At 68.1% G+C, this 18598-nt stretch carries 14 protein-coding genes; 7 read left to right on the top strand and 7 right to left on the bottom strand.

The features are described from left to right. Window positions 1-9: 9 nt before the first annotated feature. From mmsB to GXN78_RS15460, 5 genes are all read right to left on the bottom strand, one after another. On the bottom strand, window positions 10-1227 hold the full coding sequence (gene mmsB / locus GXN78_RS15480; RefSeq protein WP_106556467.1) for a multiple monosaccharide ABC transporter permease: 1218 nt from the start codon (window positions 1225-1227) through the stop codon (window positions 10-12). Next, window positions 1217-2740: a multiple monosaccharide ABC transporter ATP-binding protein gene (gene mmsA / locus GXN78_RS15475; RefSeq protein ID WP_106556468.1), complete on the bottom strand. Its 1524-nt coding sequence runs from the start codon at window positions 2738-2740 to the stop codon at window positions 1217-1219. The genes mmsB and mmsA overlap by 11 nt, the downstream gene beginning before the upstream one ends. Window positions 2741-2846: 106 nt before the next feature. Next, window positions 2847-3926 carry a multiple monosaccharide ABC transporter substrate-binding protein gene (gene chvE / locus GXN78_RS15470; RefSeq protein WP_106556450.1) on the bottom strand — a complete coding sequence of 360 codons (1080 nt, stop codon included), beginning with the start codon at window positions 3924-3926 and terminating at the stop codon, window positions 2847-2849. 62 nt (window positions 3927-3988) lie between these two features. Beyond that, window positions 3989-4954 carry an ABC transporter substrate-binding protein gene (locus GXN78_RS15465; RefSeq protein WP_106556451.1) on the bottom strand — a complete coding sequence of 322 codons (966 nt, stop codon included), beginning with the start codon at window positions 4952-4954 and terminating at the stop codon, window positions 3989-3991. Between the two features lie 103 nt (window positions 4955-5057). Beyond that, window positions 5058-6515, bottom strand: coding sequence for an aldehyde dehydrogenase family protein (locus GXN78_RS15460; RefSeq protein ID WP_239142725.1), 1458 nt, complete (start codon window positions 6513-6515; stop codon window positions 5058-5060). A gap of 117 nt (window positions 6516-6632) precedes the next feature. Between GXN78_RS15460 and GXN78_RS15455 the strand changes: the two genes are divergently transcribed. Further along, entirely contained in the window at window positions 6633-7595 is a 963-nt protein-coding gene (locus GXN78_RS15455) for a LysR family transcriptional regulator (RefSeq protein ID WP_106556453.1), read from the top strand. Between the two features lie 6 nt (window positions 7596-7601). Here GXN78_RS15455 and GXN78_RS15450 read toward each other — a convergent pair whose 3' ends face one another. After that, complete coding sequence (locus GXN78_RS15450) at window positions 7602-8420, bottom strand: SDR family oxidoreductase (RefSeq protein WP_106556454.1); 819 nt, start codon at window positions 8418-8420, stop codon at window positions 7602-7604. Between the two features lie 117 nt (window positions 8421-8537). Between GXN78_RS15450 and GXN78_RS15445 the strand changes: the two genes are divergently transcribed. Together GXN78_RS15445 and GXN78_RS15440 are read left to right on the top strand one after the other, a co-directional pair. Beyond that, window positions 8538-9458, top strand: a complete 921-nt coding sequence (locus GXN78_RS15445) for an SMP-30/gluconolactonase/LRE family protein (RefSeq protein WP_106556455.1) — start codon at window positions 8538-8540, stop codon at window positions 9456-9458. A 4-nt stretch (window positions 9459-9462) separates the two neighbouring features. Continuing rightward, window positions 9463-10398 carry an aldose 1-epimerase gene (locus GXN78_RS15440; RefSeq protein WP_106556469.1) on the top strand — a complete coding sequence of 312 codons (936 nt, stop codon included), beginning with the start codon at window positions 9463-9465 and terminating at the stop codon, window positions 10396-10398. Between the two features lie 757 nt (window positions 10399-11155). Here the strand turns inward: GXN78_RS15440 and GXN78_RS15435 are convergent. After that, window positions 11156-11812, bottom strand: coding sequence for a TetR family transcriptional regulator (locus tag GXN78_RS15435; protein ID WP_164255478.1), 657 nt, complete (start codon window positions 11810-11812; stop codon window positions 11156-11158). 171 nt (window positions 11813-11983) lie between these two features. Between GXN78_RS15435 and GXN78_RS15430 the strand changes: the two genes are divergently transcribed. From GXN78_RS15430 to GXN78_RS15415, 4 genes are all read left to right on the top strand, one after another. Then, window positions 11984-13264 (top strand): efflux RND transporter periplasmic adaptor subunit, encoded by a 1281-nt coding sequence (locus tag GXN78_RS15430; RefSeq protein WP_106559312.1) that lies wholly within the window; start codon window positions 11984-11986, stop codon window positions 13262-13264. Window positions 13265-13277: 13 nt separating this feature from the next. Continuing rightward, the gene (locus GXN78_RS15425; RefSeq protein ID WP_106559311.1) at window positions 13278-16442 is read left to right on the top strand and encodes an efflux RND transporter permease subunit; all 3165 of its coding nucleotides are present in this window, start codon (window positions 13278-13280) and stop codon (window positions 16440-16442) included. After that, a complete protein-coding gene (locus tag GXN78_RS15420; RefSeq protein WP_106559324.1) occupies window positions 16438-17856 on the top strand; it encodes an efflux transporter outer membrane subunit in 1419 nt (472 codons plus the stop codon). Before GXN78_RS15425 ends, GXN78_RS15420 begins: the two co-directional genes overlap by 5 nt. Window positions 17857-17952: 96 nt before the next feature. Further along, entirely contained in the window at window positions 17953-18567 is a 615-nt protein-coding gene (locus GXN78_RS15415) for a c-type cytochrome (RefSeq protein ID WP_106559310.1), read from the top strand. Window positions 18568-18598 lie beyond the last annotated feature (31 nt).

Raw genomic sequence — 18598 nt, 5'->3', positions numbered from 1 at the left:
GCCAGGGCCTCACTTGTTCTTGTTGTAGACATCGATGAACACCGCCGCCAGCAACACCAGCCCCTTGATGACCTGCTGATAGTCGATGCCGATGCCGAGGATGGACATGCCGTTGTTCATCACGCCCATCACGAAGGCGCCGATCACCGCGCCCATCACCTTGCCGACGCCGCCCGAAGCCGAGGCGCCGCCGATGAAGCAGGCCGCGATCACGTCGAGCTCGAAGCCCAGCCCTGCCTTGGGCGTGGCGGTGTTGAGGCGCGCCGCGAACACCAGCCCCGCCAGCGCGGCCAGCACGCCCATGTTGACGAAGGCAAGAAAGGCCAGGCGCTGCGTCTTGATGCCCGACAGCCGCGCCGCTTTCTCGTTGCCGCCGAGCGCGTAGATGCGGCGCCCGACCGTCGTGCGGGTGGTGACGAAGTCGTAGGCCACGATCAGCACCGCCATCACGATCAGCACGTTGGGCAGCCCCTTGTACGAGGCCAGCAGCCAGCTGAAGAACAGGATGATGGCCGCGAAGATGACGTTCTTCAGCAGGAAGAAGGCGAAGGGCTCCGCCTCCATGCCGTGCCGCGCCAGCTGGGCGCGCCCGCGCAGCTTGAAGAACACCAGCGCCGCCGCCGCCAGCGCGCCCAGCAGCAGAGAAGTGAGCCGCAGTCCGTCGGTGGCCAGCGCTTCGGGAATGAAGCCCGAGCTCAGCCGCTGGAACGCCACCGGGAAGGGCCCGACCGACTGCCCCGCCAAGAGCGCCAGCGACAGCCCCTTGAACACCAGCATGCCCGCCAGCGTGACGATGAAGGACGGGATGCGGAAGTAGGCGACGAACCAGCCCTGCGCCGCGCCGATCGCGCCGCCCGCGATCAGGCAGGCGAGGAAGGTGGGGACGAAATGCCACTCGTACTCCACCATCAGCACCGCCGCCAGCGCGCCGATGAAGCCGCACACCGAGCCCACCGACAGGTCGATGTGGCCGGCCACGATCACCAGCAGCATGCCGAGCGCCATGATCACGATGTAGCTGTTCTGCAGAACCAGGTTCGTGAGGTTGAGCGGCTGCATCAGCGTGCCCTCGGTGAGCACCTGGAACAGCACCATGATCGCGACCAGCGAGATCAGCATGCCGTACTCGCGCAGGTTGCTCTTCAGGAAGCCCGGGTGGATGGTGGCCTTCGCGGCCGCGACCTCCGCGCCCGGCGCGGCCTCGGCCGCCTGCAATTCATTGGCCATGGACGCCACCTCCCGAGTTCACGATTGCGCGCATGATGCGCTCCTGCGAGGCCTCCGCCACCGGGTATTCGGCGACGAAGCGTCCCTCGTTCATCACATAGATCCGGTCGCACATCCCCAGCAGCTCCGGCATTTCGGAAGAGATCATCAAGATGCCTTTGCCCTCGCTCGCGAGCTGGTCGATGATGGTGTAGATCTCGTACTTGGCGCCGACGTCGATGCCGCGCGTCGGCTCGTCGAGGATCAGCAGCTCCGGCTTGGCGAAGAGCCACTTGCTCAGCACCACCTTCTGCTGGTTGCCGCCCGACAGGTTGACCACCTGCTGGTACACATCGGCGCTGCGGATGCGCAGCGCCTTGCGGTAGTCGCTGGCCACCTTGTACTCGCGCGCCTCGTCGATCACCATCGCATTCGACACGGCCTCCAGGTTGGCCAGGCTGATGTTGGTGCGGATGTCCTCCTCCAGCACCAGGCCGGCGCCCTTGCGGTCCTCGGTGACGTAGGCGATGCCGTGGTCGATGGCCTTGCGGATGGTGCCGACGTCGACCTCCTTGCCGTGCATGCGCACCGTGCCGCTGATGCGCTGGCCGTAGGAGCGGCCGAACACGCTCATCGCGAACTCGGTGCGCCCCGCGCCCATCAGCCCCGCGATGCCGACGATCTCGCCGCGGCACACGTGCAGGTCCACGCCCTTGATCTGCTCGCGGTCGGCGTGCAGCGCGTGGTGTACCCGCCAGTTGCTGACCTCCAGCACGCGCTCGCCGATGCGCGGCGTGCGCTGCGGGTAGCGGTGCGCCATGTCGCGCCCGACCATGCCGCGGATGATGCGGTCCTCGCTGATCGGCTCGCGCCGGCAGTCGATGGTCTCGACCGTGCTGCCGTCGCGCAGCACGGTGATGGCATCGGCCACCTTGGCGATCTCGTTGAGCTTGTGCGAGATCAGGATCGAGGCGATGCCCTGCGCCTTGAGCTCCAGCAACAGTGCCAGCAGCGCGTCGCTGTCGCTCTCGTTGAGGCTCGCGGTGGGCTCGTCCAGGATCAAGAGGCGCACGCGCTTGGACAGCGCCTTGGCGATCTCGACCAGCTGCTGCTTGCCCACGCCCAGGTCGGTGATCAGCGTGGTCGGCAGCTCCTTCAGGCCCACCTTGGCGAGCAGCTCGCGCGTGCGGCGCCAGGACTCGCTCCAGTCGATGATGCCGCGCTGCGCCGTCTCGTTGCCCAGGAAGATGTTCTCGGCGATCGACAGCAGGGGCACCAGCGCCAGCTCCTGGTGGATGATGATGATGCCCAGCGCCTCGCTGTCGGCGATGCCGCGGAAGCGCCTGAGCTCGCCGTCGAAGTGGATCTCGCCGGCATAGGAGTCGCAGGGATAGACGCCGCTGAGCACCTTCATCAGCGTGGACTTGCCGGCCCCGTTCTCGCCCACCACGGCATGGATCTGCGCCGCGCGCACGGCGAGGTTGACGTTGTCCAGCGCGTTCACGCCGGGGAAGGTCTTGGTGATGCCGCGCATCTCCAGCAGCACGGCGCCATTCGCATCGCTCGAGTCGCTCAAGGGGCCTCCTTCGCACCGGCGAGCGGGCGCGCCCGCTCGCCGTGCCACACGCTCACGCTCACGATCACTTGATCTGGCTTTCCTTGTAGTAGCCGCTGTCGACCAGCACCGGCTTCCAGTTCGAGCTATCGACGCTCACCGGCTTCAGCAGGTACGAAGGCACCACCTTCACGCCGTTGTTGTAGGTCTTGGTGTCGTTCACCTCGGGCGTCTTGCCGGCCAGCATGGCGTCGACCATCGCGACCGTGACCTTCGCCAGTTCGCGCGTGTCCTTGAACACGGTGGAGGTCTGCTCCTTGCGCAGGATCGACTTGACCGAGGGCACTTCCGCGTCCTGGCCCGACACGATCGGCATCGGCTGCTGCGGCGAGCCGTACCCCACGCCCTTGAGCGAGGACAGGATGCCGATCGACAGCCCGTCGTAGGGCGACAGCACCGCGTCGACGCGGTCCTTGCTGTAGTAGGCCGACAGCAGGTTGTCCATGCGCGACTGCGCCACCGCGCCGTCCCAGCGCAGCGTGCCGACCTTGTCCATGCCCATCTGCTTGCTGCGAACCACCAGCTTGCCGCTCTTGATGTACGGGTCGAGCACCGACATCGCGCCGTTGTAGAAGAAGAAGGCGTTGTTGTCGTCCGGCGAGCCGCCGAAGAGCTCGATGTTGAAGGGGCCCTTGCCGGACTTCAGGTCCAGCGCCTTCTCGATCGACTGCGCCTGCAGCACGCCGACCTGGAAGTTGTCGAAGGTGGCGTAGTAGTCGACGTTCTTCGAGCCCTTGATGAGCCGGTCGTAGGCGATGACCTTCACGCCCTTGTCGGCAGCTTTCTGCAGCACGTCGGACAGCGTGGTGCCGTCGATGGCCGCGATCACCAGCACCTTCGATCCCTTGGTCACCATGTTCTCGATCTGCGCGAGCTGGTTGGGGATGTCGTCGTCGGCGTACTGCAGGTCTGTCTTGTAGCCTTTTTCCTTGAAGTACTTGACCATGTTCGAGCCGTCGGCGATCCAGCGTGCCGAGGACTTGGTGGGCATCGAGATCGCGATCGGGCCCTTGTCCTGGGCCTGGGCGAGCGAGGAGAAGCCGGCCGTGCCGGCGATGGCGAGGGCCGCGAGGGCAAGGGTGGATTTGAGGAAGTTGCGTTTCATGGGCTGGGTCTCCTGGAGTTGTTCGGCGGGCGCGCGGCGGGGGCGCGCGCCCTTGCCTCATTTCAGTATTTGCGCTTCGGGAATTCTTTTGCGGCAACTTCCATCGGGAAGATGGTTTCCTCCGTCACGATCCGCTTGGGCAAGGGCTTGCCGGCCTTGATGTCCTTCACCGCCGACATCAGCTGCGGCCCCAGCAGCGGGCTGCACTCGACCGAGACATTCAGCTTGCCGGCGATCATGGCCTCGAACGCGCCCTTCACGGCGTCGATGGAGATGATGGTGATGTCCTTGGCCGGCTTCAGCCCCGCCTCCTCGATCGCCTGGATGGCGCCGATGGCCATGTCGTCGTTGTGCGCGTAGAGCACATTGATCTTCTTGCCGTCGGCCTTGAGGAAGGCCTCCATCACCTCCTTGCCCTTGGCGCGGGTGAAGTCGCCGGTCTGCGAGCGGATGATCTTGAACTTGGGGTCGGCCTTGATGATTTCCTCGAAGCCCTTCTTGCGGTCGATCGCGGGCGCCGAGCCCACCGTGCCCTGCAGCTCGACGATGTTGACCTCGCCCTTCTGGTCCTTCATCTTCTCGACCAGCCAGCGCCCGGCCTTGCGGCCTTCCTCGACGAAGTCGGAGCCCATGAAGCTGACGTAGAGCGAATCGTCCTTGGTGTTGACGGAGCGGTCCGTCAGCACCACCGGGATCTTGGCGGCCTTGGCTTCGCGCAGCACCGTCTCCCAGCCCGACTCGACCACGGGCGAAAACGCGATCACGTCGACCTTCTGCGCGATAAAGGAGCGAATGGCCTTGATCTGGTTCTCCTGCTTCTGCTGCGCGTCGGAGAACTTGAGCTCGATGCCGGCCTCCTTGGCGGCCGACTTGATCGACTCGGTGTTGGCGGTGCGCCATTCGCTCTCCGCGCCGACCTGGCTGAAGCCGAGGACGATCTTCTTCTGCGCCAGCGCGGTGGCCGGCAGAAGCGCGGCCAGCGAGGCGGCGGCGATGGCGGTGGTCAATGTGCGGCGGTTCAGTTTCATGCTGTTGTCTCCTGGTTGGTATGGTTTAAAACATCGAAACGCACTGTCATGGCTGCAGACTTCGGCTCTTGCTGTTGGCGGCAGCGCTTCCCTCCTGGACGCTTCACGCGGCCTTCATGTAGCCGGTCTTCACCGTGGTGTAGAACTCGGCCGCATGGCGGCCCTGCTCGCGCGCGCCGTAGCTGGACGCCTTGCGACCGCCGAAGGGCACGTGGTAGTCGATGCCGGCGGTGGGCAGGTTGACCATCGTCATGCCCACGCGCGCATGGCGGCGGAAGTGCATCGCATGGCGCAGCGAGTTGGTGCAGATGCCGGCGCACAAGCCGAATGGCGTGTCGTTGGCCAGCGCCAGCGCGTGCTCGGCATCGTCGGCGCGCAGCACGCAGGCCACCGGGCCGAAGATCTCCTCGCGGGCGATACGGTGGTTGGGCTGGGCGAGGAACAGCGCAGGGCTCATGTAGTGGCCCTCGCTTGGGCGCTGCAGCAGGTCGCCGCCGTACACGTGCTCGGCGCCCTCTTCGCGCGCGGTCGCGATGGCGGCCATGTTCTCTTCGAGCTGCGCGCGGTCGGCCACCGGGCCGATGTCCACGCCGGGCTCGAGCGCATGGCCGACCTTCAGCGCGGCCATGCGCTGCTTGAGACGCGCGACGAAGGCGTCGTGCACCCGCGCCTCGACGATGAGGCGGCTCGAAGCCGTGCAGCGCTGGCCGGTGGAGAAGAAGGCGCCCTGCACCGCGCAGTCCACGGCCAGCTCGAGGTCGGCATCGGCGAGCACGACCAGCGGATTTTTGCCGCCCATCTCGAGCTGCACCTTGGCGCGCCGGCCGGCAGCGGCCTGCAGCACGCGCTCGCCGGTCGCCGCGGAGCCGGTAAAGCTGAGCGCATCCACCAGCGGATGCTCGATCAGCGCCTGGCCGACCTCGCGCCCGCTGCCCATCACCAGATTGAAGGTGCCCGCCGGCAGCGCGGCGCGGCCGATGATCTCGGCAAGCGCCCAGCCGCAGGCCGGCACCAGCTCGGAGGGCTTGAACACCACCGCGTTCCCGCAAGCGAGCGCCGGCGCGATCTTCCAGGCGGGAATGGCCAGCGGGAAGTTCCAGGGGGTGATCAGGCCGGCCACGCCCACGGGTTCGCGCGTGATGTCCACATGCACGCCCGGGCGCAGCGATGCGACGGTTTCGCCGCCCACCCGCAGCGCCTCGCCGGCGAAGAACTTGAAGATCTGCCCGGCGCGCGCGGCTTCGGCCACGGCCTCCGGCAGGGTCTTGCCCTCCTCGCGCGCCAGCAGCAGGCCCAGTTCGTCCTTGCGCGCCAGGATCTCGCTGCCGATCTGGTCGAGCGCGTCGGCGCGGCGCTGCGGCGTGGTCATGCTCCAGGCGCGGAAGGCGTCGGCCGCGGCGCGCACGGCCTGCTCGGTTTGGCTGCGGTCGGCGCGCGCGTACTCGGCCACCGTCTCGCGCAGGTCCGAGGGGTTGATGCTCAGCCCGCTGGTCACGCCCGTCTCCCAGCGGCCATTGATGTAATGGCGGGCGCTGAGCTGGACTTCGGGACTGCGCTTCAACGTTGGGGCTCCTGGATTAATGGCGGAAGGTGCGGCGGAGTGTAGGAATCGCACTGATATCTTTCCAATGAAGATTTGGATCGAATCGATACCGGAAACAGGATTCAGGAAAACCCCATGACGAACTACACGCACTGGTTCATCCGTGCACGCCTCAAGACGCGGCAGCTCTTGCTGCTGGTCGCGCTGGCGGAGGAAGGCAACATCCATCGCGCCGCGCAGGTGCTGAACATGACGCAGCCGGCCGCCTCCAAGCTGCTCAAGGATCTGGAGGACGTGCTGGAGGTCCCGCTCTTCGAGCGCCTGCCGCGCGGCATGCGGCCCACCTGGTACGGCGAGTGCATGATCCGCCACGCGCGCATGGCGCTGGCCAGCCTCAACGAAGCGCACGACGAACTCATGGCGCTGAAGGCCGGGCGCTTCGGCCAGGTGAGCGTGGGCACCATCACCGCGCCGGGGCTGACGCTGATGCCGCCCGCCATCGCGATCGTCAAGCGCGACCAGCCCAACCTGCGCGTGGCGCTGGAGATCGAGACCAGCGCGGTGCTGATGGAGCGCTTCGAGCAGGGCAAGCTCGACATCCTCGTGGCGCGGCTGTCCGCTGAGCACGACAAGGCCAAGCTGCACTACGAGCCGCTGACCGAGGAGCCGGTGTCTGCGCTGGTGCGGCCCGGGCACCCGCTGCTGGCGATGACCGGGCTGACGCTGCGAGACCTGGTCGGCGCGGGCTGGATCGTGCCGCCGTCGGGCAGCGTGCTGCGGCACCGCTTCGAGCTGATGTTCAGGGAGGAAGGGCTGGCGCCGCCGATCAACGTGATCGAGACCTCGGCCCTGCTCTTCATCACCCGCATGCTGCAGCAGTCGGACATGCTCGCGGTGCTGGCGACCGACGTGGCGCGCTACTACGCCGCGCACGGCCTGGGTTCGGTGCTGCCCGTGGCCGTGCCCTGCCACATGGACGCCTTCGGCATCATCACCCACACGGACCGGCTGCTGTCGCCGGCGGCGAAGGTGATGATGCGGGCGCTGAAGGCGGCCAGCCTCGCGGTCTATGGGCGTCGGCTGGAAGTCGACGCCTGAGCTGCCTCAGACCCAGCCGGCGTCGACCTTGAATTCCTGCGCGGTGCACATGGCCGCGTCGTCGGAGGCCAGGAAGAGCACCATGCGGGCGATGTCGTGCGGCTGCAGGCGGTCGGGCAGGCACTGGTTGCGCGCGAGGGCCTGTTCGCCCTCGGCGTCGAGCCAAAGGCGGACCTGGCGCTCGGTCATGACCCAGCCCGGCGAGACGGTGTTGATGCGGATGCGGTCGCGCCCCAGGTTCACGGCCAGGCCGCGCGTGAGGCCATTGACCGACGACTTGGCGATGGCATAGCAGGGATAGGCGCCTCCCTTGCCCTGCCAACCCGTCGAGCCGAGGTTGACGACGGAGCCGCCGCCCAGGCGCTTCATGCCGAGCACCACGGACTGGATGGCGAAGAAGGCCGGGCGCTCGTTGATGGCCATGCGCTCGTCGTAGTAGTCGGGCGTGACCGATTCGAGCGTGTGGCGGTCGTCGCTCGCGACGTTGTTGACCAGCACCGCGAAGTCGCCGAGCTCGCGTGCGGCGTCGGCGACGGCGGCCTGCAATGCGGCGATGTCGCGCACATCGCAGGTCCGCCACCAGGGGGCGCGATGGCCCGCCTCGCCAATCTGCCGCGCGAGCGCGGCGCTGGCCTCCTCTGCGATGTCGACAAAGGCGACCCGCGCGCCCTGCTCGGCGAAGGCGGCGACGATCGCGGCGCCGATGCCGCTGCCGCCGCCGGTCACGAAGACGGTCTTGTCGCGCAGGCTGGGATAGGTGGAAAAAGCAGGCGCGTCGGCGCGCCGGGCGGTGGCGGTCAAGAAGGTCTCCTGGTTATCTGACATTGCAAATTGCGTATCGATATATACGCAATTGCAGGCTTTCGCTTATCAATATGCCTTGCTACGATGCGGCGCGTCAAGGGTCCGGAGTGACCCGCCAGACTTGGATCGGAGACACGCATGGGTCTTTCCACGACATTTACCGCTCCGCGCTTCGAAGGCGCGCTGCGCTGCATCCAGCCCGCGGGCGCGAGCCTCGGCGAAGGGCTGATGTGGTCGGCGCGCGAGCAGGCGCTCTACTGGGTCGACATCCTGGAGAAGCGCCTGTCGCGGCTCGATCCATCGAGCGGCAAGCAGGACGAATGGCGCTTCGACGAGGAGATCTCGGCGCTGGCCGAACGCGAGAACGCGCCCGGGCTGATCGTCACGCTGCGGCGCGGTTTTGCCTTCTTCGATCCGGCGGCGGCCGAAGCGGGCCCGCAGTGGCTGCACCGGCCCGAGCCGGAGCTGCTCAGCAACCGCTTCAACGACGGCAAGTGCGACGCCCGCGGCCGCTTCTGGGGCGGCACCATGGACTTCGACTGCGTGGCCCCGAGCGGCGCGCTGTACCGCTACGACCCCGACGGCCAATGCGCGCAGCACGACAGCGGCTTCGCGGTGACCAACGGACCGACCTGGTCGCTCGACGGCCGCACGATGTACTTCAACGACACGGTCAAGGGCGCCATCCTCGCCTACGACGTCGACCCGGAGCGCGGCACCCTCGCCCACCGCCGGCTCTGGCTGCGCTTCGCCCGCGGCGACGGCCTGCCGGACGGCATGACCACCGATGCGGCGGGCCGCCTCTGGATCGCGCACTGGGCCGGCAGCTGCGTGAGCTGCCACCATCCGCTGAGCGGCGACGAGCTGGCGCGCATCGAGCTGCCGGTGAGCCAGGTGACGAACTGCGCCTTCGGCGGGCCCGAGCTGCGCACGCTGTACATCAGCTCGGCCAAGGTGGGGCTGGACGAGGCGCAATGCGCGGCCGAGCCGCTGGCGGGCGGGCTGTTCGCGATCGAGGTCGACAGCCCGGGGCTGCCGGCCTTTCGCTTTGCCGGCTGACAGCATGGCCACGGACGCTCCGCACCCCACCGTCTGGCTGCGGCACGGCCGCCAGCGCTTGGGCCTCGTGCCCTCGCTCGGCGGTAGTGTGGCCGCCTGGCAGCTCGAGCGCGCCGAGGGCCTGCTGGACCTCTGGCGGCCGTGGGACGGCGTCACGGCCGATCTCTACCGCATGGCTTCCTTTCCCATGGTGCCGTGGTCCAACCGGATCAGCGGCGGGGGCTTCGAGGAGTCGGGCGAGTTTCATCCGATGCGGCCGAACCGCGCGGGCGAGCCCTACCCGATCCACGGCGACGGCTGGTTGCAGGCCTGGCAGCTGGACAGCCTGGAGGACGACACCGCGACGATGACGCTGCAGTCGCTGCGCTTCGATGGCAATCCGTACGAGTACCGCGCGGTGCAGCGGTTTCGCCTGGTCGACGACGGGCTCGAGCAGACGCTCGAAGTGCAGCACCTGGGGTCGACGCCGCTGCCCTACGGGCTCGGCGTGCATCCGTGGTTCCTGCGCACGGCGCGCACGCGCATCGTCGCGCCGGTGCAAGGGGTCTGGTTGTGCGGCGATGACCCGCTGCCGACACGGCACACCGAGCAGATCCCTGAGGACTGGGACCTGGGACGCGGTGCTCCGGCCTTCGGGAGCTTCGTCGACAACGCGTACACCGGGTGGGGCGGGCATGCGCGCATCGAGTGGCCGGAGCATGGGCTGCGGCTGAGCTTGACGATGCCGGACTTCGAGGAGGATGGCGGTGCGGAGCGCCACTACTGCCTGATGTACCGGCCGCGCGATGGCAATGCCTTTTGCTTCGAGCCGATCACGCAGCCTATCGATGCCTTTCATCTCGAGGGCCGGCCGGGGCTGCGGACGCTGGCGCGCGACGAGACGCTGAGGATGCGCATGCAGTGGCGCTTCGAGGCGCTCGGCAGCCGGCTGGGAAGCTGAGGTCGAGTCCGGTCACCGGGGGAACGGCAAAGACCCTGGAAGGCCACCTCCGGGTAACACCGACGAGGCCGTTCAATGGGTACACAGTGGGCGTTTAGTCATGCCTGACGTCGAACGAAGACGGGCGTTCTGTCCTCCTCGGATAGGGGCACACCGCTCATGTATTCGCTTGCTCAGATGCCTACATTGGACCTCAGGCAAGACCCATCACTCGTACGAACGAGGCGGGCCTGCCGATGACGAACGATTTTGGAGACACGTATGCGACTTATCGCCTTCCTTGTGAGCCCCCTTGCAATGGCGGCATTGGTCCTCGCGTTTGGCTGGCCCGTGCTGCTTGCATGCCTTGCGCTTGCATGGGGAACGTTTCTGTTCTCAACCGGAGACAGCGAGACCGGGGGAGCGTCAACGACGCTGGGGGCAGCGGGCAGTCAGGTCGACGCGGTCATCCCGATGCCTTCGCAGGGAGCGCATACGCAGTTCTGACAGGGGTCGGTTCGGTCGGCGTGCATCCGTGTTCGGCCGTGCCTACCGCGTGTCCACGTCGAACATCTTCGCGCTCGCACGCACTCGCACGACCGGCATGGCATTCTCAGAGGGAAAACGAAAAAGGCCGGAAGCATACGGATGCTTCCGGCCTTTGAAGGCCGCCAGGAATCGAACCTGGATCTCAGCCTTCGGAGGGCCGAATTCTATCCATTGAAATACAGCGAGATGGGGCTCCGGCCCAGCGGCCGAAGCCCGCCATTATCACTGATCACGCAGCCCCCTTTGCGGCGCCCCTCCCCCACCCCGCCCTGCGCTCGAACCCCAAGCCCCGCAAGATAGACATTGAACAGATGCCGCCCCGCCGGCACGAGGTCAAACGCCCCGGCTCCAGCAGCCAGTCCTGAATCAACCCGCTGATCACCGCATGCAGCCCATACGCCGCGGTCTTCGCCGGTATGGGCAGCTCGATCCCCGCGCGGCTCGCCGCATGCTGCAGCGCATGCACGAAATCCGCCACGCATTCGTTGCGCGCGCTGCGATGGCGCTGCAGCACCGGCGCCATCTCGTCCGTGTACTCGACCTTGAGCGTGGCCACCTCGAAGACCCGCCGCACCTGGGGGTCGGTCGTCATCAGGCTCAGGGCCTGCACCATCACCTGCTCGATCGCGGCCAGCGGGTCCTCGTTGGCCGCGCTGGCCTCGCGGGTGGCGGACTCCAGCGGCAGCGTGACGCGCTCCATCATGGCGTTGAAGAGGTCCGGCTTGTCCTTGAAGTGCCAGTAGATCGCACCACGCGTGGCGCCGGCCTCCTGCGCGATCTGCTGCAGCGTGGTCTGCGAAACACCTTGAGACTGGAACAGCACCTCCGCGGCATCGAGCAGCCGATGCCGGGTCGCCAGCGCCTCTTCCTTGGTACGACGGACCACTTTGCTCCTTTGACTTGAAACTTGTAAAACAACCGAAGTCGTGAGGGTTGCCACTATACATTCACGAATGTATGTAAACTCGGGTCCCTCCTGATGGCCAGGCTCGCCGTATTGCTATAGGCACTCGCTGCGACCACGCGCCGTTCCCCGTCTCTGCTTCAAAGGAATCGCATGCCTCTCCTGCATGTCTCGCGTCATTCGTTGTTGTCCACGTCGCGCCGCCCCGCCTTTGCCGCCCTCGCAATGGCCGCGGTGCTGGCGCTCGCCGCTTGCGGCAAGAGCGAGGCGCCGGCCGCTGGCGCAAAGGGCGGCGGTGCCGGCGGCGGGGCGCCGCCGCCGCCCGAAGTGGGGGTGGTGGTGGCGACGCCGACCGACGTCGGCCTGCTGACGGAACTGCCCGGCCGGCTCGAGGCCTCGCGCGTGGCCGAGGTGCGCGCCCGCGCGGCCGGCATCCTGCAGGAGCGGCTGTTCCGCGAAGGCAGCGACGTGAAGGCCGGCCAGCCGCTGTTCCGCATCGACCCCGCGCCCTACCTGGCCACCGCGCAGAGCGCGCAGGCCAGCCTGGCGCGCGCCGAGGCCAATGCGGTGCAGGCCAAGGCCCTGGCCGAGCGCTACAAGCCGCTGGTGGAAGCCAACGCGGTCAGCAAGCAGGAATACCTGAACGCGGTGGCTGCCGCGAAGACGGCGGATGCGGACATCGCGGTGGCCCGCGCCTCGGTGCAGACGGCCAAGATCAACCTGGGCTACGCCAGCGTCACGGCGCCGATCTCCGGCCGCATCGGCCGCGCGCTGGTGACCGAAGGCGCACTGGTGGGCCAGGGCGACGCCACGGCGCTGGCCGTGGTCCAGCAGATCAACCCGATGTACGTGAACTTCACCCAATCGGCCAACGAGGTGCTCAAGCTGCGCCGCGCGATGGAGGCCGGCCAGTTCAAGCGCGCGAGCGGCAGCGACGCGGCCAGCGTGCGCATCCAGCTGGAAGGCGGCGCCGAGTACGCGCTGCCCGGCAAGCTGCTGTTCTCCGACCTCACGGTCGACTCGACCACCGGCCAGGTGACGCTGCGCGCCGAGGTGCCAAACCCGAAGGGCGAGCTGCTGCCCGGCCTCTACGTCCGCGTGAAGGTGGAGCAGGCCCAGGCCACCAACGCGATCACGGTGCCGCAGCAGGCGGTCACGCGCACCCAGCAGGGCGACACGCTGACCGTGGTCGATGCCGAAGGCAAGATGCACAAGCGCACGGTGAAGATCACCGCCGCCCAGAACAACCAGTGGGTGGTGACCGACGGCCTGAAGGCCGGCGAGCAGGTGATGGTCGACGGCTTCCAGAAGCTGATGATGATGCCGCCCGGCGCGGCGGTGAAGGCGGTGCCGTGGAAGGCGCCGGCGCCCGAATCCGCCGCAGCCCCGGCTGCTCCCGCGAACGCTGCCTCGGCTCCGGCCGCGAAGCCGTAAGGAGCGCGCCCGCATGGCAAAGTTCTTCATCGACCGGCCCATCTTCGCGTGGGTGATCGCCCTGTTCGTGATCGTGGTGGGCGCCGTGTCCATCACTCAATTGCCGATCGCGCAGTACCCGCCGGTGGCACCGCCGGCCATCGTCGTCAACGTCGCCTATCCCGGCGCCTCGGCCCAGACGCTGGAGGACAGCGTGCTCTCGGTCATCGAACGCGAGATGAACGGCTCTCCGGGCCTCATCTACATGGAATCGGTGGCGCAGGCCGATGGCACCGGCACCATCACCATCACCTTCGAGACCGGCACCAACGCCGATCTCGCCCAGGTGGACGTGCAGAACCGCCTGTCGCGCGCCACGCCGCGGCTGCCGGCGGCGGTAACGCAGCAGGGCGTGCGCGTGGACAAGTCGCGCAACAACTTCCTGCTGTTCACGATGCTGTCCTCCGACAACCCGGCGATCGACACCACGGCGCTTGGCGACTACGCGTCGCGCAACGTGGTGCCCGAGCTGCAGCGGGTGGCCGGCATCGGCCAGGCTCAGCTGTTCGGCACCGAGCGTGCGATGCGCATCTGGATCGACCCGGCCAGGCTGCAGGGCTACAACCTGTCGGCGGCCGAGGTCAACGCGGCGATCCGCACGCAAAACGCGCAGGTCTCCTCCGGCACCATCGGCGACCTGCCCAACGTGCCGGGGCAGGCGATCGCGGCCACAGTGGTGGTCAACGGCCAGCTCACCACGACCTCGCAGTTCGGCGACATCGTGCTGCGCGCCAACACCGACGGCTCGGCCGTGCGGCTCAAGGACGTGGCGCGCATCGAGCTCGGCGGCCAGGCCTACTCGACCTCGGCGCGGCTCAACGGCGAGCAGGCGGTGGGCATCGGCGTGCAGCTCGCCCCCAGCGGCAACGCGCTGCAGTCGGCCAAGGCGATCCGCGCCAAGATGACCGAGCTGGAGCGCTACTTCCCGCAGGGCGTGAAGTGGACCATCCCCTACGACAGCTCGCGCTTCGTGAACATCTCCATCACCGAGGTGGTGAAGACGCTGTTCGAGGCGGTGGCGCTGGTGTTCCTGGTGATGTTCCTGTTCCTGCAGAACTGGCGCTACACGCTCATCCCGACCATCGTGGTGCCGATCGCGCTCCTGGGCACCTTCGGCGTCCTGCTGGCGCTGGGCTTCTCGATCAACGTGCTGACCATGTTCGGCATGGTGCTGGTGATCGGCATCGTGGTGGACGACGCGATCGTGGTGGTGGAGAACGTGGAGCGCATCATGAGCGAGGAGGGGCTCTCCCCGCTCGAGGCCACGCGCAAGGCGATGCGCCAGATCTCCGGCGCCATCATCGGCGTGACGGTGGTGCTGATCTCGGTGTTCGTGCCGCTGGCCTTCTTCGCGGGCTCCACCGGCAACATCTACCGCCAGTTCTCGGCGGTGATGGTGGCCTCGATCGGCTTCTCGGCCTTCCTGGCGCTGTCGCTCACGCCGGCCCTGTGCGCCACGCTGCTGAAGCCGGTGGAGGCCGGCCACCACCACGAGAAGCGCGGCTTCTTCGGCTGGTTCAACCGCGGCTTCACGCGCACCGCGAAGGGCTATGAGAGCCTGGTGGCGCGCATCCTCAAGCGCGCGGCGCGCTACCTGTTGATCTACGCGGCCATCTTCGGCGCGGTGGTGCTGGTGTACCGGCAGCTGCCCACCTCCTTCCTGCCGCAGGAAGACCAGGGCTACCTCATCGTCAACGTGCAGCTGCCGCCGGGCGCGACCAAGGAACGCATGCTGTCGGTGATGCAGGACGTCGAGAAGTACATGCTGAAGCAGCCCGAGGTGGAGAGCATGGTCGGCGTGCTGGGCTTCAGCTTCTCGGGCCAGGGCCAGAACGCCGGCCTCGCCTTCGTCACGCTCAAGGACTGGAAGGAGCGGCACGACCCGGCCCACTCGGCCGAGGCGCTGGCCGGCCGCGCCTTCGGGGCGCTGTCGGGCATCCGCGACGCCTTCATCTACCCGCTGTCGCCGCCGCCCATCCCCGAGCTGGGCAACGCCAGCGGCTTCAGCTTCCGCCTGCAGGACCGCGGCGGCGCCGGCCACGAGGCGCTGGTCAACGCGCGCAACCAGATCCTGGGCATGGCCGGCAAGAGCCCGCTCCTGACGCAGGTGCGCCCGGACGGCCTGGAGGACGCACCGCAGCTGCAGATCGACATCGACCGCGACAAGGCGAACGCGCTGGGCGTGAGCTTCGACGCCATCAACACCACGCTGTCGACGGCGCTCGGCTCGACCTACGTGAACGACTTCCCGAACCAGGGCCGCCTGCAGCGGGTGGTGGTGCAGGCCGATGCGCCGGCGCGCATGCAGCCGGACGACCTGCTGCGCCTCAACGCCAGCAACACCAAGGGGGAGCCGGTGCCGCTGTCGGCCTTCGCCAACACGCGCTGGGTGACGGGTGCGCAGCAGACGGTGCGCTACAACGGCTATCCGGCGATCCGCATCTCGGGCTCGGCCGCGCCGGGCTACAGCTCGGGCGCCGCGATGGCCGAGATGGAAAAGCTGGCCGCACAGCTGCCCCAGGGCTTCGGCTACGAATGGACCGGCCAGTCGCGCGAGGAAAAGCTCGCGGGCTCGCAGGCGATCATCCTGTACGTCTTCTCGATCCTGGCGGTGTTCCTGTGCCTGGCCGCGCTGTACGAGAGCTGGACCATTCCGCTGTCGGTGATCATGGTGGTGCCGCTGGGCGTGCTGGGCGTGCTGCTCGCGACGCTGATGCGCGCCTATTCGAACGACGTGTACTTCCAGGTCGGCCTGATCACCATCATCGGCCTGTCGGCGAAGAACGCGATCCTGATCATCGAGTTCGCCAAGGACCTGCAGGCGCAGGGCCGCGGGGTGGTCGAGTCGGCACTGGCCGCCGCCCACCTGCGGTTCCGGCCGATCATCATGACCTCGCTGGCCTTCGGCCTCGGCGTGCTGCCGCTGGTGATCGCCTCCGGCGCGGGCTCGGCAAGCCAGCGCGCGATCGGCACCGGCGTGATCGGCGGCATGGTGACCGGCACGGCACTCGCCGTGATCTTCGTGCCGGTGTTCTTCGTGGTGGTGCGCAGCCTGTTCAAGGGCAGCGACCGGCAGCACGAGGTCGACAGGCGCCACGCCCAGGCCGCAGGCATTGAAGAAAGCCCCGCCCATGATTAAGAAGAACTTCGTTTCCACCGCCCTGGCCGGCGCCGCCGCCCTGGTGCTGGCCGGCTGCTCGCTGATCCCCACCTACGAGCGCCCCGCGGCGCCGGTGCCGGCCAGCTATCCGGGCGCACAGCCCGCGGCCACGAGCCCCTCTCCGGCCTCGACGCTGGCCTGGCAGGACTACTTCACCGATCCGCGTCTGGCGAAGCTGATTGAGAGCGCCCTCGCCAACAACCGCGACCTGCGGGTGGCCGTGCTCAACATCGAGCAGGCGCGCGCGCAGTTCCAGATCCAGCGCGCGGCGCAGTTCCCGGCGGTCGACCTCTCGGCCAGCGGCTCGCGCTCCAGCCCGAATGCGCTGCAGTCGCTGGGCCTGGGCGGCAGCGTGACCTCGAGCTACGCGGTCAACCTCGGCATCACGGCCTGGGAGCTCGACTTCTTCGGCCGCGTCGCCAGCCTCAAGGAACAGGCGCTGGCGCAGTTTCTCGCCACCGAGGAATCGCGCAAGGCCACGCAGATCAGCCTGATCAGCGCCGTGGCCAGCGGCTGGCTCACGCTGATCGCGGACGACGAGCTGCTGGCGCTCACGCGCCAGACGCTGACCACCCGAGAGGAGTCGCAGAAGCTCACCCGCATGCGCTTCGACAGCGGCGTGGTCTCGGAGATCGACCTGCGCCTGGCCGACTCGCTGGCCGAGACCGCGCGCGCCTCGTATGCGGAGCAGCGCCGCCTGCGCATGCAGGACGAGAACGCGCTGGCCCTGCTGCTCGGCGCGCCGGTGCCGCCGGAGGCTACCGAGGGCGGCGCGCGCGGCCTGGACGCGGTGGCGCCGATGGCGGAGCTGCCCGCCGGCCTGCCCTCCGACCTGCTGGGCGAGCGGCCGGACATCCGCGCCGCCGAGCAGCAGCTGATCGCGGCCAACGCCAACATCGGCGCGGCGCGCGCGGCCTTCTTCCCGCGCGTGACGCTGACCACCTCGATCGGCACGGCGAGCAGCGAGTTCTCGAACCTGTTCGATAGCGGCACCAAGGCCTGGGCCTTCTCGCCGCAGCTGACGGTGCCGATCTTCGACGCCGGCCGCAACCGGGCCGGGCTGGATTCGGCCAAGGCCGGCCGCGAGATCGCGGTGGCGCAATACGAGAAGTCGATCCAGACCGCCTTCCGCGAGGTCGCCGACGCGCTCGCCGGCCGCGCCACCCTGGGCGAGCAGCTGCGCGCCCTGCGTGCGCAGTCGGAGGCCGAGGCGGTGCGCTTCAAGCTGTCGGACCTGCGCTACCGCAACGGCATCGCCAGCGCGCTGGACCTGCTCGACTCCCAGCGCTCGCTCTACGGCGCGCAACAGGCTGCGGTGCAGATCCAGCTCGCGCAGCTGCAGAACCAGGTGGTGCTGTACAAGACGCTGGGCGGTGGATGGGCCACGCGCTGAGCGGCCGAGGACCGTCGCGGGGCGCTTTCGGGCGCCTCTCTATAATCGCCGGTCGATTAGAAAAAGCCCCCGACGAGCCCCCACACTGAGGACCCAATGAGCGACGACGCGCACCACCAGGCCACAGAAGACGCCCACATCGGCCCGATCAAGAACCCCAAACAACTGCTGCTGGCGGTCTTCTTCTCCTTCATCGCGCCGATCCTGATCATCGTTGGTCTGGTCTCGTACGTGACTTCCGCCAATCATCCGTCGGGCGAGGCCCAGGGCACCGGCATGGCGCTCTACGGCGTGTCGAAGGAAGCACGCGACCGCGAGATCGCCGAGCGCCTCAAGAAGATCGGCTCGATCGAGATCCGCGACGCCAACCGGCCGCTGGCCGCCGGCGAGGCGGTGTTCAAGGCCCAGTGCGTGGCCTGCCACGGCGCCCCGGGCATCCCGGGCGCTCCGCACCTCAACGACGCCGCGGCCTGGGGCCCGCGCATCGGCCAGGGCTACGCCACGCTGCTCGAGCATGCGATCAAGGGCAAGGGCGCGATGCCGCCCCAGGGCGGCGGCGACTTCGAAGACGTGGAAATCGGCCGTGCCGTGGTCTACCTGGCCAATGCCGGCGGCGCCAAGTTCCCGGTGCCCGACCGTCCGGCGACCGCAGGCGCCCCGGAGGCTGCAGCCTCGGAAGCGGCAGCGGCGCCGGCACCTACCAAGCAGTAATCGGGGTTTCGGACCTCACAGCAAAAGAGCC

This window comes from Variovorax sp. WS11, assembly GCF_010499245.1.
In the GTDB taxonomy this organism is placed as follows: Bacteria; Pseudomonadota; Gammaproteobacteria; order Burkholderiales; family Burkholderiaceae_C; genus Variovorax.
The sequence above is the reverse complement of the archived record's forward strand: the minus strand, read 5'-3'. Positions and strand labels throughout refer to the sequence as shown.